We start from the raw sequence: 26,249 nt of genomic DNA, 5'->3' as shown, positions 1-26,249 counted from the left end.
GCATAATGATTTAAAACAGCGTTAGGTGTGTCATTCGTTGTGTCTTAAATACTTCATTCTCTTTACTGATGATTACCGCTTCAATCCCGGGAATCTCATTCAACACCGCAATTGCTTGTTGAATCGACATTGCAAAACAGACAGTCGTCCAGATTTCACCATCAATGGATTGATCAGATACAATCGTAATACTTGCGATATCCCCTTCTGCTGGATAGCCTGTTTTAGAATCTAATATATGATGATAGAGTCTACCGTCTTTATAGAAATAGCGTTCATAGATACCAGAGGTCACTACCGATTGCCCTTCTATTTCAATGACGCCCATCATTTGTCCGCGCTTCGATTCCGGTTGCTGTATGCCAACTGTCCACTTCTCTTTGTCTAAAGGGTGGCCGATTGTCAATACATTCCCGCCTAAATCAATAATGCCGGTTTGAACCCCTTGAGAGACAAAATATGCTTTTAATTGATCTGCGAAATAACCTTTCGCAATCGCACCTAAATCAATTTCCATACCTGGTATTTTTAAATACACTGTACGTGCTTCATGATCAAGCTCAACATTTTCAGGCTGGATTTTCTGTAAACGTTCTTGAATCTCTGCGTCACTTGGTAATTGTGCATCTTTAAAGCCGATTTTCCACAACTTCACCAAAGGTCCAATTGTTAAATTAAATTTTGAATTAGATGATAAACTCACCGCAAGCGCTTGTTCAATCAACTCGAATAAATCTTCATCTACTTGGACAGGTTGAATCCCTGCATTTTGATTCACACACATTAAATCGGATGTATTGTCATTTGCGCTGAAACGTCGTTCATAATCTTTAAGCATTTCTTCAGCATGTGACAATAACACTTCAGCTTTTGGATGTTCTATTTGCAAGGTAATGCGTGTACCCATTAATCGAATTACACTTTGTTTCATCACGTTCGCTCCTCGTATTTCATTCGCTTCACTTTCATACTAGCAAACTTATTGCAGTTTAGAACATTAAAATCCAAATGTGTTTCACGTAGAACATGAATTAGATTGGCAAGCATTCATTAGTATTGCCTAAATCATTATCTATATATGTAATTATATTATTCTAAATCACAGCTTCATTTTAATTGCACCGTTCAATTCTTTGTATTCTGATAAGAATTGTTGTACTATGAATCCAATATCGAATTTGGAGGTTATATTCATTTCTTTATATTTATTAGAAACCACTGATTTATCACCTATCAATTCTAAAGAAGAGTTAGAAAGCAAAGTGAAAGATTTATCTCAAACAAATGCGCCCACTTTAGTAGAAGTACAAGCAACTGAAGATTTAAGTCATGGTTATTTCATTGTAGAAGCTGATGATGAGAAGGCCGCAACACAACATTTAAAAAGTGCATCGATTTCCCCTCAAACGATTAAAGAAGTACGTTTGGTAGACAAGGATTTAGATGAAATCAAAAAAGGCGATGCAAAAGTAGATTATTTAGTTACTTGGAATATCCCTGAAGGTATTACAATGGATCAGTACCTTGAGCGTAAAAGAAAAAACTCAGTACACTATGAAGAAGTACCAGAAGTTCAATTACAACGTACGTATGTATGCGAAGACATGTCAAAATGTGTCTGCCTATATAATGCACCAGATGAAGATGCGGTACGCAGAGCACGTAAAGCAGTAGATACGCCAATTGATGATATCGAAAAAATGTAATATATCTTTTTAGCAGTAGTAGATTTCATCCTACTTCTGCAATTATGTATGAAAAGGGGCTGGGACATAAATACAGCCCCTTTGTTATGTGTCTCTAAATTTTTTTAGGTTTACCACTGCGATTGTTATAGGAACAATCAGCATTATTAAACTAATAATAAAACTCGTCTCAATAATAAAATTGAACAATAAAAAAGCAAGTATACCTACAATAATCAAAATAATATTAAAAGTAGGCGTGTAAACTATCTTAGGTTTGTTAAACATAATTCATCACCTCTTAAACTTAAAAACAAGATGCTGCTGCTCCACTCATTCCACCAGAAACAGCTCCAACAACCGCCCCCCACTGGACCATCAACTCCAAATCCAGCTAAACCTACAGTCCCTGCACCACCAGCTGTGCCTAAACCGCATTTTAACCCTTTTTTCCAACCGTAAAGTTGAACAGATTGACTATCATCTATAACCATCATCTTCAAGCCTTTATCAGATTTAATATAACTCAAAGTAACACTCTTTCCATTCATATCTTTAGCAGAACTTGGAAGATTTTTAGTTTCTCCAGTTGCTACTTTTGTTATAGATGCCGTTCCATTATCATTTACAGCATATGTAAAACCTTTGTTTAATTTTATAGTAGCTTCAGAACTATTAATTTTCTCCAACTGGCCAAATTCCTCTTTTTGTTGTTCTTCAGCTTTTACAAAGTGACTATTTTCTAAAACAGGAGCGATAACTGTACCAGTTAGAACAACAGTACTTAAGACTACTTTGCCCAAAAATTCTTTTCTCTTTTCAACCTTTCTCCTTTACTAATAATTTAATTACTAATATATCCTATCAAAATAACAAAATATATTGGCAAAGATTCCCCAAGTGTTGACTTTTCGTTCTTATATGTCGATTAATTAACAACGCACCTATGAACTCTTAACGAAATAAAAAATTGTTAAATGGGCGATTTAGCATCTCAAGCTCTACCAACATTCTTTTAGAAAACTAGTTCAATCATGTATAAAAACATGGTTAGCTCTAAGGTTCAAATACATACCTACACTTTTGCTTTGAATGTAAAAACACTCCATTATACTATTGCTAGCATAGTGAAGTGTTCTGTGTTTATTATTTAGCTATTGAATTTGATTAATGTTCGTTCGGATCATTTTCTGCATCTTCATGTGTTTTATGCACTGTGCCGAATTTATGATCTGGTCCGCCGTAGATAGAATATAATTTTAATGGTTCGTCGCCTTTATTAGTAACGTTGTGCCATGTATCTGCAGGTACAAAGATTGCATCGTCTGGACCTACTTCTTTTTCAAAGTTTAAATCGTCTTCTTTTGGTCCCATTTGGCATAAGCCTTTACCTTGTTCAATACGTAAGAATTGTTCGATTCCGTGGTGGATTTCTAAACCGATGTCATCTCCGGGTTGAATAGTCATTAATGTCACTTGAATGTTAGAGCCTGTCCAAATTGTAGTACGATAATTTTCATTTTCTAGTGTCATACCTTCAATATTATCTACAACTGGTTTTTTGCCTTGGTCTTCAAAGTTATAAGTCATTTTAAAACCCTCCTCGTATATTCTCTTCATTTATATTTTACCCCTTTTTATTAATTTTATATGTATTTTGTTGAGAATTCACAAACCTTTCAAAATTAGTTGTTAAAATATTCAAAGTATTGAGCCGATTCAATTACTCAATCTTATTTAACATGGTACAATCAGATTAGAATTATTATAAATAAGGAGTGTTGAACATGAGTAAAGACAAGTCGAAACTGACAGGCTTATTCGGCCATCCCGTAGGAGACCGTGAAAACTCAGCAACTGCCGGGCGACGTGGTCCATTATTAATGCAAGACGTTTATTTCTTAGAACTATTATCTCACTTTGATCGTGAAGTAATTCCAGAACGCCGTATGCACGCTAAAGGTTCAGGTGCTTTCGGTACTTTCACAGTAACCCATGACATTACACAATATACAGATGCAAGTATCTTCGCAGAAGTCGGTAAACAAACACCGATGTTTGCACGTTTCTCTACTGTAGCAGGTGAACGCGGTGCCGCTGATGCTGAACGTGATATCCGAGGTTTCGCATTAAAATTCTATACAGATGAAGGCAACTGGGACCTTGTAGGTAACAATACACCTGTCTTCTTCTTCAGAGACCCTAAATTATTCCCAAGTTTAAACCACGCTGTTAAACGTGATCCGCGTACAAACATGCGCAGTGCACAAAACAACTGGGATTTCTGGACTTCATTACCAGAAGCTTTACATCAAGTAACTATCTTAATGTCTGACCGCGGTATTCCAAGAGGCTTCAGACATATGCATGGTTTTGGTTCTCATACTTATTCTTTATTAAATAAAGATAACGAACGTGTTTGGGTGAAATTCCACTTCCGTACACAACAAGGCATTAAAAACTTCTCACCTGAAGAAGCAGAACAAGTGATTGCGAAAGACCGCGAATCTTCACAACGCGACTTATTCGAAGCGATTGAAGAAGGTAACTTCCCTAAATGGAAAATGTACATCCAAGTGATGACAGAAGAACAAGCACGCAATCATAAAGACAATCCGTTCGACTTAACAAAAGTTTGGTTTAAAGATGAATATCCATTAATCGAAGTGGGTGAATTCGAATTAAACCGCAACCCTGACAACTACTTCATGGATGTAGAACAAGCTGCTTTCGCACCAACTAACATTGTACCTGGTATCGACTTCTCACCAGATAAAATGTTGCAAGGGCGTTTATTCTCTTATGGAGATGCACAACGTTACCGTTTAGGTGTGAACCACTGGCAAATCCCAGTCAACCAACCTAAAGGTGTCGGTGTTGAAAACTTATGTCCATTCGCACGCGATGGACAAGGCCGCTTCTTAGACGGCAACCAAGGCGGCAGCACACACTACTATCCTAACAGCACAGGCGCAATGGAAAGCCAACCTGGCTATAAACGTCCACCTATGGATGTTGTAGATGGCCCAGCATATGAATACGACTTCCGTGAAGATGACGACAACTACTTCGAACAACCTGGTAAATTATTCCGTTTACAAACACCAGAACAACAAGAACATATCTTCCAAAACACTGCTAACGAAATGGACGGTGTCACTTTAGAAGTCAAAGAACGTCATATCCGTCATTGCTATAAAGCAGATCCTGACTATGGTAAAGGTGTCGCAAAAGCAATGGGTATCGATATCAACAGCATCGATTTAAACGCTGAAGACTAAACCTGTTATTTCCTAGGTAATACTAATTAAGCGAGGTAGCTTATGATTTTAGATAAAGTAAATCCTGATGACCTGTTCCCTACTGAATCTCAGCAAGCTTCAGTCTTAGGTAAAATGGGTTATCCGATGAATGGTGAAATCAAAATCTTTGAAGCAGCGTATGTCGCAACGAATGAACGTCTGATTTTAAATGTAGATATGGCAGGAGAATTTTATTACCGCAATATCGCTTATAATGAAATCAAAGCCATTGAACTTGAAGACGATACATTGAACTTAACGTTTGAAATCGGCACATTTAAATTAACCGACTTCAACAAAGACAGCGCTGAAAGCTTTAAAGACTATGTAATATCACAAATAAAATAACTTTTAAAAGTTTTAGTGCAATATTGAGGTACTACTAATTCTTTTAATAACAAAGAAGAAGCTATCATCTTTTCTGAGTTGATAGCTTCTTTACTTATTTATACTGGAATATGAATTCTTCTATTTTAATCATTTGATGGCTTTTCTGAAGAGTAATTACAAATTCTATTGCTTTTCAACAGTTTAGATAAAATCATATAACTGATTCTTAAACTTGGTGGCAATGTTTGGGGGAATGCGCCTAAATAAATCACCCTATTATTTTTATCCCGCTATAGTGTGGATTGTGGACGCTGGGGGTATTGGAGTAGTAATTGGTTATTTATTGGTTGCACTCTCTTTCTTAAAGTTAAGAAAAGCAGCACCAGATTTAAAACGACCTTATAAAATCAAGAATGGTAAAGCAATAGGTGTCATTGCAATTATTTTAAGTTTATCGTTCATCATTATTTACTTACCAGGAATGCCATCATCATTAATATGGCCTTCTGAATGGCTAATTGTCTTTGTTTGGTATGGAATAGCAGCGATTTTATATTATGTACAAAAAAGGAAAAATAAGGTGGTAGAAAATGACAAAATTAGAAGTTTTGAACCCAGCAACGAATGAAGTGATTGAAACACTTGAGTATACGGATGAAGCTACAATGAATAAGCAAATAGAAAAAGCACATGATGCCTTTCTATCTTGGCGTGAAGTAGATGCCCATACACGTTCTGAGAAATTATGGGCTTGGTCAAAATTAATTGATGAACATAAAGAGGAACTCGCTGAACTGATTACAAAAGAAGGCGGCAAACCTTTAAAAGAAGCTCTAGGTGAAGTTGATTATGCACGTTCCTACGTTGATTGGTATGCAGAAGAAGCAAAACGTCTATATGGACGTACTATTCCAGCAAATTCCGCTTCAAAAAAGATCATTGTTCAATCTTTCCCTGTCGGAGTTGTCGGTGCGATTACACCTTGGAACTTCCCTGCCACAATGATTACTCGTAAAATGGCACCTGCTTTAGCTGCAGGTTGTACGATTGTATGTAAACCAGCGGTACAAACACCACTGACTACAATCCGTTTAGTAGAACTAGCACATGAAGCAGGCATCCCAAAAGATGTTATTCAATACGTTATTATATCTGGTAAAGATGCTGGACGTATTTTTACTGAAAGTCCAATCATTCAAAAGATTACCTTTACAGGTTCTACACCTGTCGGCAAGAAATTGATTGAAGGCGCTGCTAGTTCTGTTAAGAATGTCACTATGAAACTCGGTGGTCTAGCACCCGTAATTGTGCACAAAGACGCAAATATTGATGATGCTGTCGATCAAACAATCGCAACTAAATTCAGAAATGCCGGTCAAACATGTATTTGTGCCAACCGTATTTATGTACATGAGGATATTGTCGATACATATGTAGATAAATTAATACAAAAAGTACATGAATTAAAAGTAGGTAACGGTTTAGATAAAGGAGTAGATGTCGGTCCGTTAATCAACCAAGATGGAGTAGATAAAGTCGTTCATCAGATTAAAGATGCAGAAACTAAAGGCGGACAATTATCTCGTTCATTGGATGAAATTGAATCACTAGGCGGCAATTTCTTAAAACCAGTCGTCATTTCAAATGCGAATCAAGATATGGAAATTATGCATAAAGAAACATTTGGTCCTGTAGCGCCTGTTATGGCTTATGCTGATTTAGATGACGCAATCAAAATGGCGAATGACACTGAATTCGGTTTAGCTGCTTACTTCTTCACTAATAATTATAAAACTGGTTTCTACATCTATAATAATTTAGATTATGGTGTTATTGGATGGAACGATGGCGGCCCTTCTGCTGCACATGCCCCATTCGGCGGTATGAAAGAAAGTGGTTATGGCAGAGAAGGCGGCATTGAAGGTATTCAGCCATATTTAGAAACGAAATATTTATCTATCGGCGATATGTAAACTAGTTAAAAACAAGTAATAAATCAAGTCTCAAACAAAAAGTCGGTGAAAACCTTAAGTGTTTTCATCGATTTTTTATTGAGCCTATACGTACTACTAAAAATAATATTACCAATTAAAGTTAAACGCCTCCTCAGTTTTAAAACTGAGAAAATTTAAATACTAAGCATATTTTTATATTGAATTCCTAGTATTTTAAAAGGAGATTGACTTTCATATGAAAAGGGCATAATATAGGCATACGTTTAAAGTTTTCAGATTTTTTAAATAATAAGTCCGTCATCTGAAGAATCACACATTAGAGGAGAGAATAAAGATGAGTAACAACTTAATTTTACAATCAGATTTTGGTATAGAAGACGGTGCAGTCAGCGCAATGAAAGGTGTTGCACGTATGGTCAGTGACAATATCTTCATCAGTGATTTAACACATGACATTCCACCTTATGATATTTGGGTGGCTTCCTATCGTCTCTACCAAACTGTGAAATACTGGCCAAAAAGCACAGTCTTTGTTTCTGTCGTTGACCCTGGTGTAGGCAGTGATCGCAGAAGTATTGCTTGCTTGACCAAAACAGGTCACTATATCATTACACCAGATAACGGTTCACTGACACATATACTGCATTATGAAGGCATTTAATCAGTCATTGCGATAGATGAAGTCAAAAGTCGTTTACCGCATTCTGAAGAAAGTCATACTTTCCATGGTCGTGATATTTATGCCTATAATGGCGCTCGCTTAGCTGCCGGTCAAATTGAATTTGAAGATTTAGGCCAGTCTATTGATTTAGACTCAATCAAACAGCTTCCAATCAACGATTCTAGACAAGAAGGCGATACACTCATCGGTTATATTGATGTCTTAGATATCCGCTTCGGCTCTCTATGGACCAACATTCCACTTTCTTACTTTAAAGAGAATGATATACACCATGGAGATAACCTGATTGTGACCATTTATAACCGTGAAAACAAAGTCTATCAAAACATCATGAAATTCGTACGTTCTTTTGCGGACGTCAACATTGGTGAACCTCTAGTTTACATTAACTCACTCGTTAATATAGGCGTTGCGGTCAACCAAAATTCATTTTCTAAACTCTATCATATTGGCACAGGAAATGACTGGCGTATCGAAATAACCAAAGGACCAACCTTCTAACCTCTACTAGTGATTCTTATAATGATTAAAATATAGTTGAATAAATGTAAAAGAGAGCCTCAGTGCATTGAGGGCTCTCTTAGTTTCTTTTTCATTATTTTAGGTTTTATACAGGTTTTAATTTTACTTTTCAACCTCTTCCAATAACTTTTTGTATCTATTATATTCTTCAGAAGATTTATTGTTGCTAAAAGAGAACGAATCTGTTGATTTCTTTTGATATTAAAATATTCAACTGCCGTATTAGATTTTTCTACCTTATTAACTTCCATATAAGATTTTGCAAATTCATGTAAATCATCTAACAGACCAGAAAGTTTATCTATGCTAACTTCTTCTTTTATTAATTTGTATACAGAGTTTATATTTTCTGCCCTTTTTTTATATAGCATTTTGAAAAATGATTAATCAAACTGTCAATATCCGATAAATTTTTGGTGATTTCTATTAAATCATTCCACTTGTTTTTTGAGTGATCAATAAAATCATCCGTTCTAGGCTGGACATATTTCATTATATGATTCTTTAGTAACTCCATTTGTTTCAACTTTTGTCCCCTAGCATTTAACACTTCGAAAATGTTATAAATTTCCTCTTCTTCTCCAGATACAATTTCGACAATATTAATCTTTAGTAGTTGGTTTAAAAACATGTCTGTTTCTTCAAAGCTTTTCTCTTTTATATAATCATCAAAGTAGTTAAAAACATGATACAGAGTGTTGTTGCTCTTTTCTAGCTTTACTTTTGAGTCTTTGCTTATATAATCTAAGATTGAAAGGAGTGACGAATGAAAATCTGGATTGTTAATTTTAGAAATTGTTTCATTAGTCGATTTTAAAGTTGTTAAATAAGTATTTTTTATAAATTTAGCACGGTTTTCAGCTTCTTCATTATCCATATCATTTAAGTGTTTTACAATAACTGCAAAAATAATAAAGATTGTAGTCAAACGTTGTTGACCATCAATAATCTCATAATAATCCACCCCTGGATCCTTAGCTGTTCCCAAATTTTTATTTTTATCATTTAAAACTATTGTTCCAAGAAAGTGAGACCAATTAGCGTCAGAATCTGTGTTAATTGTAAAAGTAACATCTGTTAAAAGCTCTGACCAATTATTTACTTTCCATACATAAGTTCTTTGGTATCTTGGTACTTTATATTCAGCTGCTCGTTGAAATATATCCTTAATTGTTCTGTTTTCAGTATTAAAACTCATACTTATACCCTTTTTTTATTATTAAGTAATTACTGACATCCTCTTTTATATATTTATTTTCAATCAAAATTTTTTATCTAGCATCAATCCTTAATAATTGTTATTTTTTTACTCATTTAGATTTCTTTATAGATTTCCAATACTCTTCGAACTAACCATAGTAAACATTTGTCTAAACCTATACAACTTCAACAATTTTATCGATTCAAAATGACTCCATTCTATTTTCTGTGTCCCTTATAAATTGATGCAATTCAAATCTCACTATCTTCAACATTTTAAGATATTTTGAACTTTGATATTTTGGTTGAAGTGTAATTATTCTCGAAAAGTATATCATATTATGTTAAATATTAGAATTAAAAAGTTGATTACACTTTATGCTTTGAAATTTTCATTCTAAAATCAACATATGTTTATTAATCAAGTTAATCAAACAAGAACAGTCATTTATTCTCCCATATTATTTTATGTTCGGCTATTATATACAGTAGTTTGATGCCTTAAGTACCCAAGCCTATGATATCAATCAAAATCATCAATTCTCATTTTTAAAATTTTCAGCTTATAATAACACTACAAAACACTTGTTTTTTAATTTTATAACAGCTCCTTTAAAATATACGATTTAGCTTATATCACTGCTTTCAGGTTTTTAGATTACTCATATTTACACCAAACTTTAATTGAAAAGCAAATAATTATCATAGTATATATGCATACACCTAACATATAAGCACGACTCTCTTTTTTTATTCTTCCTCAAAATCTTTCAACACATGTTTATTATCTTCTTGCAATTTACTGTATTCTGCTTCTGGCACTGGGTTATCTTTGAGTTTAAATTTAGGATAAATCCATAGCGCGCTTAAACTGATTAAACCAAATACAACAAAGGTTGCTTTGTAGTTTAGGAAAACTATTAGTGGTCCTGCTAGGATAGAACCGATTACTTGTCCGACTGCCAGGAGTAAGAAAGGAATGCCGATACCGATTGACGCATTTCTAACATAGACACGAATGCCCCAAACCATTAGTACACCTGTTAAGAAAATATAGCTAATGCCAAATAAAGAAGAGGCAATAAAAGGTGTAATCCATAACAACTGCGCAAGTGCGAGTAAAATGGATGCGGCAGAAATCGCAATCACACCTAAATTATAAGCAAAACGTATGCCTTTTTGCTCAATGATGTTGCCTGAAACACCTCCAATAATGCCGAAGACCCCAATTAAAATCCAGAAAATAGAGAGTTGAAAGTTTGTATAAAGATCTGTGGCTTGAACGAAAGATTTAGAGAATGTCCAAAATGGTGCAGTCGCAATACCTAGCAAGGTAGAAGCTAAAGCAATACGACTGCCATTTTTAACATCTAATAAATTAAATGAACCTGTATAAATTTCAAGAGGTTGATTTAAACTTGGAATAATTATAAAGTTCCACATCAACATAATAAGCGCGAGTACTGCATAGGAGAGATACATCGTTCTCCAATCTAAAAATGCGATCATTGCAGTGACTCCAGCAAGCATCAAACCAATACTTGTACCTGAGTTAATCCAAGTGTTCGCTTTACTTTGTTCCTCTAATTTAATCCATAATGAAATCACATAACCATAAGGCGGTGAGACGAATCCTGTACTAGCACCCGCAAATAACACACCTAAGGCAAGAATCATTAAATTAGGTGAGATACCAATTAAAATAAGTCCGATTAATACTGATAAACCTGCGGCCATAATCATATTTTTCGGCCCGACTTTATCAGTTTTAAATGTCGCAAAGATAATGGAAAAACAATAAGATAAATAGAACAGTGATGAAATTAAACCAGCCTGTGTCGGTGTCAGACTTAAATCTTTTGAAATATCTGGTAAAAACAAACCAAAGCTGAACCGACCCAGTCCATATGTCACAGCTATCATTAAAATACCAGGTATAATCAGCTTAGAAAACCTCATAAACTTCTCTCCTTTTGGATATAACGTTCATTCTACTTTAGTGTAAAAGAAAATCAGCATTTTTTAAATACTGAAGTCTTATCTTTTTAAATTCTATTTGTATGCTGCTTCCCTTAAATACATCTCCGCAATACGTAATGCGTGATCTGTTGCTTTATCCACACCGACTAATGCGGTCATAGAAGTTGTGCCTTCTAATAGTAATGCATATTGAATCGCTAATGCTTCTTGATCTTCTAATCCTTGTTCTGCAGTGAGGTGCTCTAAATAATCTAATAAACGTTGTTTATGTCCTCTAGCAATAGAAACAATGTCTTGATTACTTTCAGCGTAATCTTCAATCGCTCTTAAGAACATATCACCTTTATAAGAATAATCTTTCAGCCACTTACAATGAGCTTTCACAATACAGGTTAGAGGTTGTACTTGTTTAGTTTTTGTATACTCATCTAAATATTCCCAATAGCGCGCTTCACGTTGTTTTAAAACCGCTTCTACCAACTTCTCTTTTGAATCAAAGTGATTATACAATGTCATTGTCGCAACGTTCGCTTCTTGAATAATCTGTTTCAATCCGACACCGTTGAATCCATATTCATAAAACAATTGTTCTGCGACTGCTAATAAATCGTTGCGTTTTTGAGACATAATCTTCACTCTTTCTTCATTATTTACTTTAATCTATCTTACAAGTCTCTTTTATCTCTGTCAAAACAACGAAAAAACCGAACAACCTTAAACGAGTGCTCGGTTAGACTAGATTTTACCTATTAATGATTACTTATTTTTAAGAGAATCAGGAATTGCTTGGTAACCTTCTCTTACGTTGATCACATTTGTGAAGCCTTTATTTTCTAAAATACCGACTGCAATTGAACTACGTACACCTGATTGGCAATGTACATAGATTGGCGCATCTTTATCAAATGGAACATCAGCATCTAGTAATTTACCGTGTTTGATGTGTTTCGCTTGGTCAAGATGAACTGCATCCCATTCATCATTTGTACGTACGTCTAATACATTTTCTTCTTTACCTGTCATGTCTGCACTGTGTACAGAAGGTGTCATGACATCATATTTCGGTAATCGATAACCTGCGACACGATCATAACCGATTAATTGAAGTTGGTAAGCCGCTTGTTGTACTAAGTCGCGGTCACCGATTAAATCGATGTCTTTGTCGTAGTCAAGATACCAACCAATTTGGTTAATGAAACCTTTATCGAATGGAATATTGATTGTGCCGTATTCATGACCACCATGATACGCTGAGCGTGAACGTACGTCGAATGCGAGACGGTCTGAGTCAAGACTTGGATACACATCATATGGTGTATATACGTCTGTTCCCATTTGGTTGATATATTTCATATGACCAAAATGATGTGGTGGATCAGGTTGTTCTGAAGTGAGTTGTTTCACAAATGCTTCTTTATCATTCACATTGAATGCCCAGTTGTTTACACGTTCATAACCGAGTGTAGATGTTGGGACAGCACCTAGTGATTTACCACAAGGACTGCCTGCACCATGACTTGGCCAGATTTGGATATAGTCTGGTAATTCACTTACTGATTGAATAGACGCATACATTTGTTTAGCCCCTTTTTCAGTAGAACCCTCAACTTGTACTGATTTTTCTAATAAATCCGGGCGACCGATGTCACCAACGAAAATAAAGTCTCCTGTAAACAGCCCCATAGGCACCTCTGAACTGCCGCCTTTATCCATCAGCAAAAAGCTGATACTCTCCGGGGTATGCCCTGGCGTATGCAATACTTTCAATTCAATATTACCGACTTGGATGATTGATTGGTCTTTTACAAAATGCGTCTGTTTAGGCATGTTGCGATAGCCTAATGTTTCATCACCTTCTTCAGAAACATAAATTTCCGCATTTAAACGACTTGCGGCATCTCGAATGCCTGACGCAAAGTCTGCGTGAATATGTGTTTCTGCTGCTTTTGTGATAGTGAATCCTTCTTGACTTGCGACTTCTAGATATTTTGATAAATCTCTAATCGGGTCAATCACCATCGCTTCTCCCGTACGTTGACAGCCGATTAAATATGATGCTTGTGATAATTGATTATCGTAAAATTGTTTGAAAAACATTCTAAAACTCCTTTACTTATTTGTGTTTTGTCTCTCTTTAGATAAATAAGTTATGGCTTGCGTTTTGTGTGTCACCGATATAGCTGCCTACACCGCCGTATGACACTTCGTCACGTAATTCTTCTTTTTCAATGCCCATGACATCCATGCTCATTGTGCACGCTATCAATTGAATATCTTGTTCTATCGCTTGATCTATCAACGATGGCAAGGTCGCCACATTTTTCTTTTTCATGATGTAACGCATCATAATATTGCCTAAACCGAACATATTCATTTTAGATAGCGGTTGATGGCAATTGTATTAAGCGAAAATTTAGTAGAATGTGTCAAACTAGCTGAAGATAACAACGAAGATTCTCAAGAGATGATTGAAGAAGCGATTAATTTGTTAGTGAAAAGTAAGTAATGGCGTTCTTTACTCTCGTTATTGTGATGCTGCTAATCGGAGGATTTGGAGGCCTGTTGGCTGGTATTGCAGGTAGAGGAGGCGCTATTATTATTTATCCTGCTGTATTAATACTACCACCCCTATTCGGGATGGAAAGTTATACGCCTTATCTCGCATCAGGTCTAGCGTCTAGTCAAGTCTTCTTTAGTACGATGAGCGGCTCATGGAAAGCAAAGAACAGTTCTGAATTCAATGCACAATTGATTAGTTTTATGGGTGTCAGTATGTTAGCAGGTAGTACCATCGGAGCTTTGTCAGCAAACTTATTCAATGCAGCTTTTGTAAATAGCGTCTATATTTTTGTAGCTTTGCTTGCTTTGGTCTTACTCATCATTAAAGCGAAGCCTAAACAAGAAAAGCCGCACTTAAATCGCAGTTTATTAATAGTGTTTGGATTAGTGATTGGATTGATTTCCGGCATTGTAGGTGCTGGAGGTGCGTTTATTATTATTCCGGTTTTACTGGTTATCTTTAAACTACCAATGAATACCGTAGTGACAAATAGTATTGTCATTGCATTTATCTCTTCAATTGGATCTTTCATTATCAAATTCGTTCAAGGTTATATTCCTATTGAGAGTGTGATACCTATGATGATAGGCAGTATTATCTTCGCACCGATTGGTTTAATGATTGGAAAGAGATTGCCGAATAGTGCTCAAAAGTGGATTATCGGTATTTTAATTATCTTTGCGATAATCCAACTCATAGCTTAAATGCCAAGTCGTTCAATCAATTTGAAGACTTGGCATTTTTGTTTCTTATGACATTTATTATTTTATACCGCTTATACTTATCAATACTTTAGCTTGTGTCGGGTCATTTAAAAGCAATTCAATTCCGTCCTCTGTAATGTGTTCTAAAGTAGTACGATGTGTCATCATCGGTTCTGCTGCTAACTGTCTGCTTGCGAGTGCATCAATAACATTATCATACGTTTCCTTTGTATAGCCGACTGATCCCATCACTTGAATTCCTGTAAATAAAATACTCTCCGGGATACTGATATCTAATGTGTTCGTATAGAAACTGACAATCATCATAACACCGCGGATTTTAGTTGAATGTGCCGCTTGTTTAAATGCACTTTCTACACCTGCCGCTTCAATCGTCACATCCGCACCGTCAGGTATCATTGTATGAATAAGTTGAACTGGGTCGACTTCACTTGAATTGATAATTTCATCGGCGCCCATTTCTCTAGCGATTTTTAAGCGTGCTGCATTAATATCTACTGCGATAACACGCTTTGCACCCTTAGCTTTTGCGGCAGCAATTGCAAATAAACCGATAGGTCCTACTCCATATACAACTACATCGTCCCCTGTTTTTACACCTGCATCTTCAACACCTTGATAAGACACTGCCGCAGGTTCTACCATAGCTGCAAGATCTAAAGGCAAGTTGTCTGGAATTTTAAATACTGCCTTTTTAGGCATAACCGCATATTCCGCAAAACCGCCATCCATTTGTGCACCGACTGCATCTAAGGTAATAAAACGTTCAGTCATTGCATTATCAGGTTCATTAAATAACATCGGATAAATACATACTCGGTCCCCAGGCTTTAAATCCTTAACTTCTGAACCGACTTCTTCAATAATCCCTGAAAATTCATGCCCTAATGTACGTTCGCGATCAATCGGTACTGCATCCGGATGTAAATATGCGTGTAAATCAGAACCACATATTCCAGCCCATGCGACCTTCACCTTTACATCTTCTGGTTTTAAATCCTTAAGCTTTCTTTCTTCTACGCGCAAGTCCTTTTCCCCATACCAAACTGCTGCTTTCATTTTAAACATCCTCCTTGATTAGCTTGATTTGATATGAGTATAGTAAAGAAAACACGTAAGATGATATTAATAAAATGATAACACTTATTTTTATCGCACATATGTGTGAAATCTGTGCGGCAAGAGGTGAATTATGGACGCGCGTTCAATGAAAACTAAGAAAACTATTAAAGAAACGTTATTAGAACTACTAAAACATCAATCTATCGAACAGCTATCAGTTACAGACATTTGTGATTCATGCCAAATAGGAAGACGTACATTCTATGACCACTTCAGCAACAAATTCGAAGTGATTGAACAGCTGATTGAAGACTATATCACTGACTTTCAAGCAGCAACTTCGGATTATGGAAAACACAGCTTCAAAGCAAATATAGAAATTGGGTTTCAGTTTATTTATGAGCATCATGAAAAATTTGTCTTGTTATATAAAAGCTCCATCTCTCGTTTATTTTTAAAGCGAATTGAAACTTCGCTCATTCAAATGATGCAAAGCTACCTCAATCATGCCTATCTTCAACAGCAATGTATCTCTACCTCGACGATTCTTACTTTCTTATCAAATGCAGTGTTAGGCATCATGATTGAAATAGCCATGAAAAAAGATGTGGATTATCTCAATAAAACTGATGAAATTGTTCAAATCGTCCGACCGTATTTTAAAATCAGCCAGTAATCGAAAAAAACACCTTGAACCGCTACAATTCAAGGTGTTTTCAATCAGCTTATTTCTTTATTAATCGTATTGGCTTAAGGTAAGTACCAAGTTTCCAAATATATTCTAAAGGTCCAAGTGTGAAGTACTTCAGCCAAACCACACTGAAGACAATTTGGATGCAATAAATCATGAGACATAAAATCAATGTGTGTATTAAGTGAATACCTTGGCTGAAGAACAAATGCCCTGCTGCATAAAGGAATAAAGTCTGTCCAATATAATTCGTTAATGCCATCCGTCCATAATACTTAAGCGGGCTTAAGAGTTTTCTGCCTTTTCGGGTGTTCAGTACAGTCAGGAGGAATAGTACATAGAATCCCGTCAATAAAGGAGAAGTCGCGACAATCGCATGGTGGAATGCATTCCATAATTCTGGATACTGTTGCAATTGTGTACCGCCGGCTGCTTTATATAAATCAAAGCTAGGCAGTACGTAATAATATTCCAATGTGATCAGCGCCCCTATCGCAAATGCGAAAAAGAGTGCAGTCAACAGCGCCCATTGTTTGCGCAAGGTTTGAAACTTATGAATGAGTTGAAATTGTGCCGTTGCTAAACCTAATATGAAATACGCGAGCGCCATTATTAATTTATCTCCGATTACAACACAGGCTAAAAGCAGCAGCAATCCTGATACTAAGTTGAAATAGCGATTGAAACGATAGAATGGGATTAATATAACGCCGAATACCGCATAGATCAGTAATGCTTCTCCTGGCTGCAATTGCATATGAAAATAACCGAAAATTCCCAGTAATACTATACGTCGTATATAGACTATATATGGATGTTTATTCTTTTGTGCTGCGCGATTCATGAAAATATAAAAGCCTATACCAAATAGGAACGTAAATATCGCAAAAAACTTATTCTCAATAAAAATATCTAGAAACTTTTGATAGGCAATATCTGCTTGTGAAAAATCTGGGATGACATGCATAATTGCGTATACATTCACTAAAATAATACCTAACAGCGCAAAGCCTCGTAAGTAGTCTAACTCATCAATTCTTTTTGTTATTTGTTTCAAAATCTTTCTGCTCCTCACACTTTTCTCTTTAAAATTAAAGGGCTGGTGTTTCAACCCTGTGCCTTATACTACCAGTATCTTTTTTAAAAGTAGTGATTTGATATGACATGAAGTGACAGAATTGTAAGTTCTCTTTTGGTTCAAGGTCAGTGTGTGTAATGTCGACACGTTTGTTCGGATTTGACCTTTTACTCTATAATTAAATTGTTACTGCATAATGACTTGAATTTATGTAAGAATGAAGAGATTGTTGGAGGCGTATGATGAAAATGGTGTGCAGAGGTTGGCAGCGATGACTTTAATTCATGTAGTGTTAATGCTATTGATTGGTGTGTTCGGCGGATTTATATCAGGACTTGCAGGTATCGGCGGTGCGATCATTATCTATCCTGCTATATTATTGCTTCCGCCGTTGTTCGGTACACCGGAGTATAGTGCATATATCGCATCCGGTTTAACTTCAAGCCAAGTACTATTCAGTACATTGAGCGGTTCATTAAGTGCGATACGCAAACCTGAATTTCATCCTTCTCTTGTCTTTTATATGGGCGGCGGTATGATTACAGGCAGTGTAATCGGCGCAATCTTCACCAACCTTTTGACTACGCCTGTCATCAATGGTGTGTATATCTGTATTGCTTTGCTCGCTTTAGTCTTAATGGTTATTAAAGTCCAGCCTCGTGCAGAAGCCAATATTCATTTCAATCCTTATTTACTGATGATTGTCGGATTATGTATCGGTGTTGTATCAGGTATTGTCGGTGCCGGCGGTGCATGCATTATCATTCCTGTCTTACTGGCTTTATTTAAATTGCCTATGAATACGGTAGTCGCAAACAGTATAGTCATAGCCTTCATTTCTTCTATCGGTGCCTTTTTAGTCAAACTGGTTCAAGGATATGTACCTTTAGGCAATGCGATGTTCTTAATTATCGGCAGTGTCTGTTTCGCACCGATTGGTTTAATGGTCGGCCGCAAACTGCCGAATTTTGTACAGAAATGGATTATCAGTCTGCTCATTATCCTCGCAGTTATCCAATTACTCTTTTAGGTTTAACTTGTCTCTCTGACGAAGTAAGCTAAAATAAATAATAACGACATGTAAATGACCCATCAAAATAGAAAGCGGTGAAATTATGGCGAAGCATCAAAAACGAGATATGTTATTACGTGCAGCAGCCGATATAGTTAATGAACGAGGTGTGAGTGCCTTAACGTTAGATGCAGTGGCACAGCGTGCCGAAGTCAGCAAAGGCGGATTATTATATCATTTCAATAACAAACAAGCTTTGATTCAAGGTTTAGTCGATCATGCGAATGAACTCTATCGAGAGAATGTCAGAAGTTATGTTGATGGAGACCAGCAAGGCAAATGGCTTCAAGCATTTATCGAAGCGACACGCAAACATCGTAAAGAAAACAAAGCTGTAACTTCAGCTATCTTAGCAGCACAAGGCAACGATCGTAATTTGCTTGCGCCGCTGCAAGCAACCTATCAAGAATGGCAAGACCATATACAAGCAGATGGTTTAGATCCGGTAGACGCAACAATTTATCGTTTAGCTGTCGATGGTCTATGGCTTTCTGATATTTTCGGTCTAACATCTATCGATGACGAGATGCGCGAAGCTGTTTTAGATCGTCTGAAAGCATTAAGTTCAAAATAAAAAAATCGGTTTAATCCTTGTCATGAAGGGCTCTCAAAGAAAGAGTCCTTCTTTTTTTATTTTTCTTAAGCAATAGGGTTGAAATAAAACCGTCTAGTTGGTACACTAATCAACGTTGAAGAAATGACCACTCGAAAAAAATAAAAAACTCGGAGGGAATCGTGTCAATGAAAAAAGTTATGATTACAGCAGCAATTACAGGTGCTGGCGATACTACAGAAAAAAACAAAAACGTACCCGTAACGCCTCAAGAAATTGCGGATTCTGCAATTAAATGTGCACGTGCAGGTGCAACAGTTGCACATATTCACGCAAGAGATCCAGAAACAGGCGGCGTAAGTCACGACGTAGAATTATATAGAGAAGCTGTTCGTTTAATCCGCGAAGCAGATGAAGACATTGTTATTAATATTACTGCAGGCGGAGGCGGCGACTTCATCCCGAATATGCAAAACCCTTACCAAGCAGGCGAGGGTTCAGATATCCAAACTCCAGATGAACGTCATGAGCCGGTAGGCGAACTACTTCCAGAAATTTGTACACTAGATTGCGGCAGTGTCAACTTCGGAGATATGGTTTATATCAGCCCGACAGATTGGTTGCGCCGTCAAGCTCAATTAATCAAAGATGCAGGTGTTAAACCTGAATTAGAATGTTTCGATAGCGGACATATCCGTTTTGCGAACCAATTAGTTTCAGAAGGTTTAATCGAAGGCGAACCTATGTATCAATTCTGCCTAGGTATTCCATGGGGTGCAGATAATGATGCAGAAACAATCGAATACTTCAAAACACGTTTACCAGAAAATGCGCATTGGTCAGCATTCGGTATCGGTAAAATGCAGCTGCCTACAGTTGAAGAAGCAGCTAAACGCGGCGGCAACGTACGTGTCGGCTTAGAAGATAACATCTACTTATCAAAAGGTGTTAAAGCGACAAACGAAGAATTAGTGGAAAAAGCGGTTGAAATCTTAAAAGGTATCGATATGGAACCTATGACACCGCAAGAAGCACGTGAAAAATATAACTTAAAACAACCTAAAGGAGACCAGTAAAATGAAATTTGCAGTAGTTGGAACAGGTGTCATCGGCAGCGGCTGGATTACACGTATGTTAGCACACGGTCACGAAGTGATCGCAACTGATCCAGGCGAAGGCGCACAAGAAGCAATGATGGCACAAATCAAACAAAATTGGCCTTACGCAGAAGAAATGGGCCTAGCAGAAAATGCGTCTATTGATAATCTTACTTTCACACCGCATTTGGATGAAGCTGTGAAAGATGCAGACTTAATCCAAGAAAACGTGCCGGAAGTAGAAGAAATCAAAGCAAGCGTACTGAAAGAAATCGATACGTACGCACGCCCTGACGCAATTATCGGTTCAAGTACTTCAGGGATTATGCCGACTGAACTGCAAGAAGGCTTAAAACATCCAGAACGCCTTGTTGTAGCTCACCCATTCCACCCTGTATATATCTTGCCTTTAGTTGAAATTGTACCAGGCAAAGAAACTTCTGAAGACATTGTAGTCAAAGCAGAAGAAATGTACGAAGACATCGGTATGGATGTTCTTCATGTCCGTAATGAAATCGAAGGACATATTGCTGACCGTCTGATGGAAGCATTATGGCGCGAATCATTACACATTGTTAACGAAGGTATTGCGACAACTGAAGAAGTTGATAAAGCCTTCACACACGCAGCTGGTTTACGCTATGCACAATATGGTCCATTCATGACATTCCATTTAGCAGGCGGCAACGGCGGTATGCGTCATATGTTAAAACAATTCGGTCCAGCATTGAAAAAACCATGGACAAAATTAGTAGCACCAGAACTTACTACTGATTTATACAATGCAGTTGTAGAAGGCTGCGAAACAAGTTCACAAGGCTACACAATGTCAGAACTTGACCAAAAACGTAACGAATTCTTAGTAAGAGTGAAAAAACTTGCAGAAGAATATTGGCCTACTGAAACACCAGGTATGAAAAAACGCCAACCTCAATCTACGGAGGTCTAAATTATGACGCGTTTATTCACTTATCAAACAACAGTCAAAGACGAGTGGCTAGATCATAACAATCACATGAATGATGCGGAATACAACCGCGTATTCAGTAATGCGACAGATGCATACCTGGGACACGTTGGTTTAAGCGAATCAGAAATCGAACGCCGCCAATACACTGTATTCACTTTAGAAAATCATGAAACGTACCAAAAAGAAGTCAATAAAGGCGAAGACTTAACAGTAGCCGTACAACTTATTGACCATGATGCGAAACGTCTTCATGTCTTCATGACTTTATATGACCAAGCAGAAGATATCTGTGCCACATATGAAGTATTGTTGATGGGCATTGATACCAATTCAGGACGTCCTGCCCCATTCCCTGAAGACATCGCACAAAATATTGAAAAAGAAGCTGAACTTGTAGATAAAGAAGGATTAGAACAACCTAAAGAACTCGGTCGTCAAATTGGTATCAGACGTAAATAATTAAACGATTGAATAGATTAATATCACAATTTGCTTAACACCCTTTGGTGATAATATATAGATTAAAAGGTTCCACTGGCTTAATGAAAAGCTGTGTGGAACCTTTTTGCTTGTTATTATTATTTATAATTACGCATGGAGTTAGAGTATTTTTTATCACTGCCATGCAATTTACCTGATTCTTTTCGTTCTTCATTACGCTTTTCTCTAAGCTTAGCACGCTTCTTAGATAGTTTTCGCATTCTCTTAAGTCTTGAATGTGTATCTTGTTTTTCTTCCTTTTCTTTTCCTTTTCCGCTTGATAAAAAAGAAGTTAACAGGATAAGTGTTCCCGTAATAGCACCGAACCATGTACCATTTCTGATAAAGCCCCAAAACGCAGCAGATAACTTTTCAGAAGCTGTCGGCTCATTTCGATATTCAAACTTTGGAAGTGTATGACCTTTTTCTTCAGCTTTATCAATGCCCACAGGTATTTCTTCTTCTACTTTATCGTAGAGTCTTACCAGACCTTGACCATATTGTTTATTTTCGAAAGCTTCTTCAGCGGTCTGCTTAACCAGTGCTTTGGTTTTACGCTTTGTAAAATAATGTTTAAGCTGCTGGTCAGCATAAATTGTGATCGAATCAGGTGATGCTTCGTTAAATAGAATAACCGCAGCATTAATCGGTTCGGTAGAATCACCAGAATGGTAGAGACCTAATTGATAAGCTTCATAAATACGCTTAGCATATTTTTCAGGCTTGCTGCCTTCTAAATCTTTCTCTGTCACAACCATCAAATCATAGTTATACCTATTTTCACTTGAATGCTTTTGAAGATGATTAATTTGATCTCTAGTCAAAATATGTGCATTATCTTGTACATAAATATGGTCTTCATTAAGCATCGGTAATGGTTTATACTCTGTTTCACTGCTAGCGATATACGTTGTTCCCAACCCTAACACCAACGTGATCATGAGCACTCTCAATATATTTTTAGAAACCACGGCCAGCACCTCCTCCGCCGCCGGAACCGTGCCAAAGCCGCCGCCTCCAGAGAATCCGCCAGATGAACCGGATGAATAACCAGCTGAAGTCCCTGTATCACCAATACTTCCAAAGCCTCCATAATAGTTCGTATCAGATGGGCGTCCGCCTCCGCTTTTGCCGCCTTTGTGATCATCATCATCTTTTATAGTTAAAATACCTACAAATAATGGATAAAGAATACCCAAAAGGAAAAACAGCAGCAACTCTTTAATACGTCCCCAATAAAAACTGGAACTGCGCTGTGTTAAAAAATGCCATTTAGCCGCGATACTATCAGAGAGCGGTTCGTTTTTATCAGTATGTTTATAGCCGGTTTGGCTTTTATCATACATGGCACGATAAATATTCTTAAGACCTGTGTTATAGTTGCCTTTCTTAAAATCTTGAAGACCATAATCATCTATAATAGCCCCCACCCTGGCATCCGTGAAATAGCCTTCCAAACCATAGCCGATTTGAATTTCTACCCCTCGGTCTAATGCACCATTTTTCTCATCTAAAGTTAAAAATATCACTATCCCGTTATTAATGTCTTTCTTCCCTACACCATATCCGCGTAATAAACGCAGCGCATAATCACGTCTAGGTTCTTCTACTTGTTCCATAGTAACCATCAACATTTCAATACCTGTTTCTCGTTCAAGCTTTTTACCCAAGTCATTCATTTCTTTAATTTCATCATCACTTAACAGATGGGCATGATCTTGAATAAATAAGTGGTCTCGATTCAATTCCGGCAAGGGTTGTGTGATTGCGTAGAGTGGTGATGCAAAAGTTAAAATACTCATCAGCACAAACCCTATGACTATGTATATTTTCTTTTTCATACACTTCCCACACTTTACTACAAATTTCCTAATGCAATTCATCTATACAATAAATTAGTTTACCAAAATACTTATCTAAATAGTATGGTTTATTTTAAATTTACAATTAATTAATCATTTGTACGAAATAGAATGTATTAATTAATTGAGTAAATGGGATAGAAAGAGTTTGGTTAAGACACCCTACGCACTTCCTTCAGACAAACGGAAGTCTGACCTGTCATAATAAAAGCACCTCGAACTGTTCTGTGTTCAAGGCGCTGATATGATTGATTTATTCTCTCTATTGTTATCTTTGCGTGATGTTTTCGATGGCTTCTATGTGGTGCTTAGATGTATAGGCTTTGATAGTAAAACCGTTGGACTTATCTAAATCGTAATACCAAATGCCGTTCGAAATTTCATCTGGAGCGTTGTGGAAATCCGTAAATGCATCTTTAGTCATTTTATCCGGAACCACATACACATGATTGACTTTATTGTCCTTATTGTAGCTGATACCAATATCACCGTATAATTCTGCTTTCTTCCCATCAATTGTCTTCGTACCTTCAGAGATGCCGTATTCTTTCTCTATTCCATTTTTAGTTTCGCCTAGTTCAAATCCTTCATAACCCTCTGTATTAGGTGTATGCATATAACCTTGGCTGAATTGCGCTGAGTTCACATCTACATTAACCTTATGTGTTTTCGGCAAAGCAGATGCTTTCGGCTGTGCTTGTCCGATCTGGTTTGAACAAAATACGAAAAACCAATAGATTAAGCCTGCAATCAGAGCTAAGAATACCACAACGAGTACACTGCACCATACGAATGTCTTCAAGTTGCTGTTATCTTGTTTATAATGCAAGATATCCGAACGAGAAAATTGATTGTGCGATGCCGCTGTTCCGCAGTTTGTACAATATTTTTCATTTGAGTTCAATTTATTTTTACATGTTGTACAGATTTTCTTCATATTCTATCCCCCGACAAAACTTTTGCAACTCAATTATATTCAACTTTCAGAAAGTTTTCTACAATAACAGTTTTAAGAAACTGTAAATTTTCAAATGACACATAAAAAAACACCTCAGTTTCCTGAAGTGTTTAAAGTTTCACGTAAAACATTTTGATTTATTGAGTTGATTAAAACGCCAGCACACCAATGATACACGCAACAATAATCATGCATAAAGAAGAACCGACAGCCCATTTTAATACCATTTTTTGGTTTGTACCGTAATCAATACCAATCATACCGACAAGTAAATAACCTGCCGCATATAACGGACTTAATACATGTACCGGCTGACCTAAGATAGAGGCTCTGGCCATCATGGCTTTAGTTACTCCGAATTGTTGTGCAGATTCCGCAAGAATCGGCAAGATACCATAGTAGAACGGATCATTTGCCATAAAGTATGTGAAAGGCATGCTCAAAAGTGCAGTCAGCAATGCAAAATGATTTCCCATTGCATCCGGAACAATATGCACAAGTGCACTTGCCATATGGTCTACCATTTTCGTTCCGCTCATTACACCTGTGAATACACCAGACGCAAACACTAAACTGACTACTGCTAAAATGTTGCCTGCATGGCGTTTCACTAAATCAGCTTGTACTTGCAGTTTTGGATAGTTGATAATTAACGCAATTGCAAAGCCGAGCATAAAAAGTACAGGAATCGGCAAGAAATCGGTGATTAACGCGACTAACAATGCGAATGTCAGAAACGTATTCACGATTGTGAGTTTTGGTCGCAGCAATGCAATTTCATCTTCATCCTTTTCATTGGAAACATGCATTTCTTCTAGTGTCAGAGACAAATGATTTTTAATCCCTACACGCTTGCGTTCTCTCTTTCCTAAGACATAAGCAGCACAAAATGCGAAGATAATCCCTGCAATCATGACAGGAATCAACGGTGTAAAGACCTCTTCTGTTGTTAATTGCAGCGCTGAAATCCCACGTGCAGTCGGTCCGCCCCAAGGTGTCATATTCATCACACCGATTGATAATAATGCTAAAGTTGATAATATGTATGGATTCATACCCATTTTCTTATACAGCGGCAGCATAGCTGTTACGGTAATAATAAACGTTGTTGTGCCGTCTCCGTCTAAAGCAACAATGGATGCTAACGCTACTGTACCGATAGTTATTTTAACAGGGTCGCCTTTAACCCCTTTCATAATAACGCTGATGACCGGATTGAATAATCCCGCATCAATCATTACGCCGAAGTATAAAATCGCAAATACCAGCATAATCCCTGTCGGCGCAACAGTCGTTAATCCTTTAATAATATCTTTTCCTAAAGTGTCATAAAATCCCCCAACTAATCCGAATACAACTGGCACAATAATTAATGCGACCAGCGCTGACATTTTCCTGCTCATGATCAATGCCATAAAAACAATAATCATAACAAATCCTAATAGTGCTAAATTCATGATGTGTCCCCTTTAATTATGATTTAAT

Annotated in this window: 24 protein-coding genes and 4 pseudogenes; 14 read left to right on the top strand and 14 right to left on the bottom strand. The window is 36.9% G+C overall.

Going from position 1 to position 26,249, the window contains the following annotated elements:
• Nucleotides 1-10 precede the first annotated feature (10 nt).
• Nucleotides 11-931, bottom strand: coding sequence for an FAD:protein FMN transferase (locus MUA90_RS00685; RefSeq protein ID WP_262587687.1), 921 nt, complete (start codon nt 929-931; stop codon nt 11-13).
• Nucleotides 932-1,193: 262 nt separating this feature from the next.
• On the opposite strand from MUA90_RS00685, the gene MUA90_RS00680 reads away from it, so the two are divergent.
• The gene (locus MUA90_RS00680) at nt 1,194-1,706 is read left to right on the top strand and encodes a DUF4242 domain-containing protein (protein ID WP_262588772.1); all 513 of its coding nucleotides are present in this window, start codon (nt 1,194-1,196) and stop codon (nt 1,704-1,706) included.
• Between the two features lie 245 nt (nt 1,707-1,951).
• On the opposite strand, the gene MUA90_RS00675 is transcribed toward MUA90_RS00680, so the two are convergent.
• Both MUA90_RS00675 and MUA90_RS00670 read right to left on the bottom strand, forming a co-directional pair.
• Entirely contained in the window at nt 1,952-2,488 is a 537-nt protein-coding gene (locus MUA90_RS00675; protein WP_262587686.1) for a hypothetical protein, read from the bottom strand.
• A 364-nt stretch (nt 2,489-2,852) separates the two neighbouring features.
• Nucleotides 2,853-3,275 carry a cupin domain-containing protein gene (locus tag MUA90_RS00670; RefSeq protein WP_105993971.1) on the bottom strand — a complete coding sequence of 141 codons (423 nt, stop codon included), beginning with the start codon at nt 3,273-3,275 and terminating at the stop codon, nt 2,853-2,855.
• A 197-nt stretch (nt 3,276-3,472) separates the two neighbouring features.
• Here MUA90_RS00670 and MUA90_RS00665 point away from each other — a divergent pair, with 197 nt between their 5' ends.
• A complete protein-coding gene (locus MUA90_RS00665; RefSeq protein WP_262587684.1) occupies nt 3,473-4,966 on the top strand; it encodes a catalase in 1,494 nt (497 codons plus the stop codon).
• A 42-nt stretch (nt 4,967-5,008) separates the two neighbouring features.
• On the top strand, nt 5,009-5,335 hold the full coding sequence (locus MUA90_RS00660) for a PH domain-containing protein (protein WP_262587681.1): 327 nt from the start codon (nt 5,009-5,011) through the stop codon (nt 5,333-5,335).
• 173 nt (nt 5,336-5,508) lie between these two features.
• Here the strand turns inward: MUA90_RS00660 and MUA90_RS00655 are convergent.
• Nucleotides 5,509-5,604: pseudogene (locus tag MUA90_RS00655) on the bottom strand (hypothetical protein); the annotation flags it as partial.
• On the opposite strand from MUA90_RS00655, the gene MUA90_RS00650 reads away from it, so the two are divergent.
• The 3 genes and pseudogenes from MUA90_RS00650 (at nt 5,571) to MUA90_RS00640 (ending at nt 8,455) form a co-directional block, all read left to right on the top strand.
• Nucleotides 5,571-5,945 carry an APC family permease gene (locus MUA90_RS00650; protein ID WP_398577360.1) on the top strand — a complete coding sequence of 125 codons (375 nt, stop codon included), beginning with the start codon at nt 5,571-5,573 and terminating at the stop codon, nt 5,943-5,945. The pseudogene MUA90_RS00655 and the gene MUA90_RS00650 sit on opposite strands and share 34 nt — an antisense overlap.
• The gene (locus tag MUA90_RS00645) at nt 5,908-7,290 is read left to right on the top strand and encodes an NAD-dependent succinate-semialdehyde dehydrogenase (RefSeq protein WP_262587678.1); all 1,383 of its coding nucleotides are present in this window, start codon (nt 5,908-5,910) and stop codon (nt 7,288-7,290) included. The genes MUA90_RS00650 and MUA90_RS00645 overlap by 38 nt, the downstream gene beginning before the upstream one ends.
• Before the next feature lie 316 nt (nt 7,291-7,606).
• A pseudogene (locus MUA90_RS00640) lies at nt 7,607-8,455 on the top strand (S-adenosyl-l-methionine hydroxide adenosyltransferase family protein).
• A gap of 361 nt (nt 8,456-8,816) precedes the next feature.
• Here MUA90_RS00640 and MUA90_RS00635 read toward each other — a convergent pair.
• The 5 genes and pseudogenes from MUA90_RS00635 to MUA90_RS00615 all read right to left on the bottom strand — a co-directional run.
• Nucleotides 8,817-9,674, bottom strand: a complete 858-nt coding sequence (locus tag MUA90_RS00635; protein WP_262587677.1) for a DUF262 domain-containing protein — start codon at nt 9,672-9,674, stop codon at nt 8,817-8,819.
• Nucleotides 9,675-10,426: 752 nt separating this feature from the next.
• A complete protein-coding gene (locus MUA90_RS00630; protein WP_262587675.1) occupies nt 10,427-11,635 on the bottom strand; it encodes an MFS transporter in 1,209 nt (402 codons plus the stop codon).
• Between the two features lie 93 nt (nt 11,636-11,728).
• Nucleotides 11,729-12,283 (bottom strand): TetR/AcrR family transcriptional regulator, encoded by a 555-nt coding sequence (locus MUA90_RS00625; RefSeq protein ID WP_023014806.1) that lies wholly within the window; start codon nt 12,281-12,283, stop codon nt 11,729-11,731.
• 129 nt (nt 12,284-12,412) lie between these two features.
• A complete protein-coding gene (cstB, locus tag MUA90_RS00620) occupies nt 12,413-13,753 on the bottom strand; it encodes a persulfide dioxygenase-sulfurtransferase CstB (RefSeq protein WP_262587672.1) in 1,341 nt (446 codons plus the stop codon).
• A gap of 37 nt (nt 13,754-13,790) precedes the next feature.
• A pseudogene (locus MUA90_RS00615) lies at nt 13,791-14,042 on the bottom strand (DsrE/DsrF/DrsH-like family protein); the annotation flags it as partial.
• Here MUA90_RS00615 and MUA90_RS00610 point away from each other — a divergent pair.
• Together MUA90_RS00610 and MUA90_RS00605 are read left to right on the top strand one after the other, a co-directional pair.
• Nucleotides 14,040-14,162: pseudogene (locus MUA90_RS00610) on the top strand (metal-sensitive transcriptional regulator); the annotation flags it as partial. The pseudogenes MUA90_RS00615 and MUA90_RS00610 overlap by 3 nt on opposite strands.
• Nucleotides 14,162-14,920, top strand: coding sequence for a sulfite exporter TauE/SafE family protein (locus MUA90_RS00605; RefSeq protein WP_262587669.1), 759 nt, complete (start codon nt 14,162-14,164; stop codon nt 14,918-14,920). The pseudogene MUA90_RS00610 and the gene MUA90_RS00605, both read left to right, overlap by 1 nt.
• 57 nt (nt 14,921-14,977) lie before the next feature.
• Here MUA90_RS00605 and MUA90_RS00600 read toward each other — a convergent pair whose 3' ends face one another.
• Nucleotides 14,978-16,000, bottom strand: coding sequence for a zinc-binding dehydrogenase (locus MUA90_RS00600; RefSeq protein ID WP_114604231.1), 1,023 nt, complete (start codon nt 15,998-16,000; stop codon nt 14,978-14,980).
• A gap of 133 nt (nt 16,001-16,133) precedes the next feature.
• Here MUA90_RS00600 and MUA90_RS00595 point away from each other — a divergent pair, with 133 nt between their 5' ends.
• Entirely contained in the window at nt 16,134-16,679 is a 546-nt protein-coding gene (locus tag MUA90_RS00595) for a TetR/AcrR family transcriptional regulator (RefSeq protein ID WP_262587665.1), read from the top strand.
• A 49-nt stretch (nt 16,680-16,728) separates the two neighbouring features.
• On the opposite strand, the gene MUA90_RS00590 is transcribed toward MUA90_RS00595, so the two are convergent.
• Entirely contained in the window at nt 16,729-17,751 is a 1,023-nt protein-coding gene (locus tag MUA90_RS00590; protein WP_262587663.1) for a DUF418 domain-containing protein, read from the bottom strand.
• 292 nt (nt 17,752-18,043) lie between these two features.
• Here MUA90_RS00590 and MUA90_RS00585 point away from each other — a divergent pair, with 292 nt between their 5' ends.
• The 5 genes from MUA90_RS00585 to MUA90_RS00565 all read left to right on the top strand — a co-directional run bounded on the left by MUA90_RS00585 (nt 18,044) and on the right by MUA90_RS00565 (nt 21,923).
• Nucleotides 18,044-18,802 (top strand): sulfite exporter TauE/SafE family protein, encoded by a 759-nt coding sequence (locus tag MUA90_RS00585; protein WP_262587661.1) that lies wholly within the window; start codon nt 18,044-18,046, stop codon nt 18,800-18,802.
• Nucleotides 18,803-18,887: 85 nt separating this feature from the next.
• A complete protein-coding gene (locus MUA90_RS00580) occupies nt 18,888-19,418 on the top strand; it encodes a TetR/AcrR family transcriptional regulator (RefSeq protein WP_262587658.1) in 531 nt (176 codons plus the stop codon).
• 167 nt (nt 19,419-19,585) lie between these two features.
• Nucleotides 19,586-20,473 (top strand): beta-keto acid cleavage family enzyme, encoded by an 888-nt coding sequence (locus MUA90_RS00575; protein ID WP_114604227.1) that lies wholly within the window; start codon nt 19,586-19,588, stop codon nt 20,471-20,473.
• Between the two features lies 1 nt (nt 20,474).
• Complete coding sequence (locus tag MUA90_RS00570) at nt 20,475-21,443, top strand: 3-hydroxyacyl-CoA dehydrogenase NAD-binding domain-containing protein (protein ID WP_105993981.1); 969 nt, start codon at nt 20,475-20,477, stop codon at nt 21,441-21,443.
• Between the two features lie 3 nt (nt 21,444-21,446).
• Nucleotides 21,447-21,923, top strand: coding sequence for a thioesterase family protein (locus MUA90_RS00565; RefSeq protein WP_262587654.1), 477 nt, complete (start codon nt 21,447-21,449; stop codon nt 21,921-21,923).
• A 119-nt stretch (nt 21,924-22,042) separates the two neighbouring features.
• Here the strand turns inward: MUA90_RS00565 and MUA90_RS00560 are convergent, their stop codons facing one another.
• The 3 genes from MUA90_RS00560 to MUA90_RS00550 all read right to left on the bottom strand — a co-directional run bounded on the left by MUA90_RS00560 (nt 22,043) and on the right by MUA90_RS00550 (nt 26,221).
• Nucleotides 22,043-23,785: a TPM domain-containing protein gene (locus tag MUA90_RS00560; RefSeq protein WP_262587651.1), complete on the bottom strand. Its 1,743-nt coding sequence runs from the start codon at nt 23,783-23,785 to the stop codon at nt 22,043-22,045.
• Between the two features lie 289 nt (nt 23,786-24,074).
• Nucleotides 24,075-24,743, bottom strand: a complete 669-nt coding sequence (locus MUA90_RS00555) for a zinc ribbon domain-containing protein (RefSeq protein ID WP_262587650.1) — start codon at nt 24,741-24,743, stop codon at nt 24,075-24,077.
• Between the two features lie 170 nt (nt 24,744-24,913).
• Nucleotides 24,914-26,221 carry a CitMHS family transporter gene (locus MUA90_RS00550; RefSeq protein ID WP_262587648.1) on the bottom strand — a complete coding sequence of 436 codons (1,308 nt, stop codon included), beginning with the start codon at nt 26,219-26,221 and terminating at the stop codon, nt 24,914-24,916.
• Between the last annotated feature and the right edge of the window lie 28 nt (nt 26,222-26,249).

It is taken from the genome of Staphylococcus sp. IVB6181 (genome assembly GCF_025561445.1).
GTDB classification, from domain to species: Bacteria; Bacillota; Bacilli; order Staphylococcales; family Staphylococcaceae; genus Staphylococcus; species Staphylococcus simulans_B.
This window is presented reverse-complemented; position numbering and strand designations above follow the sequence as displayed.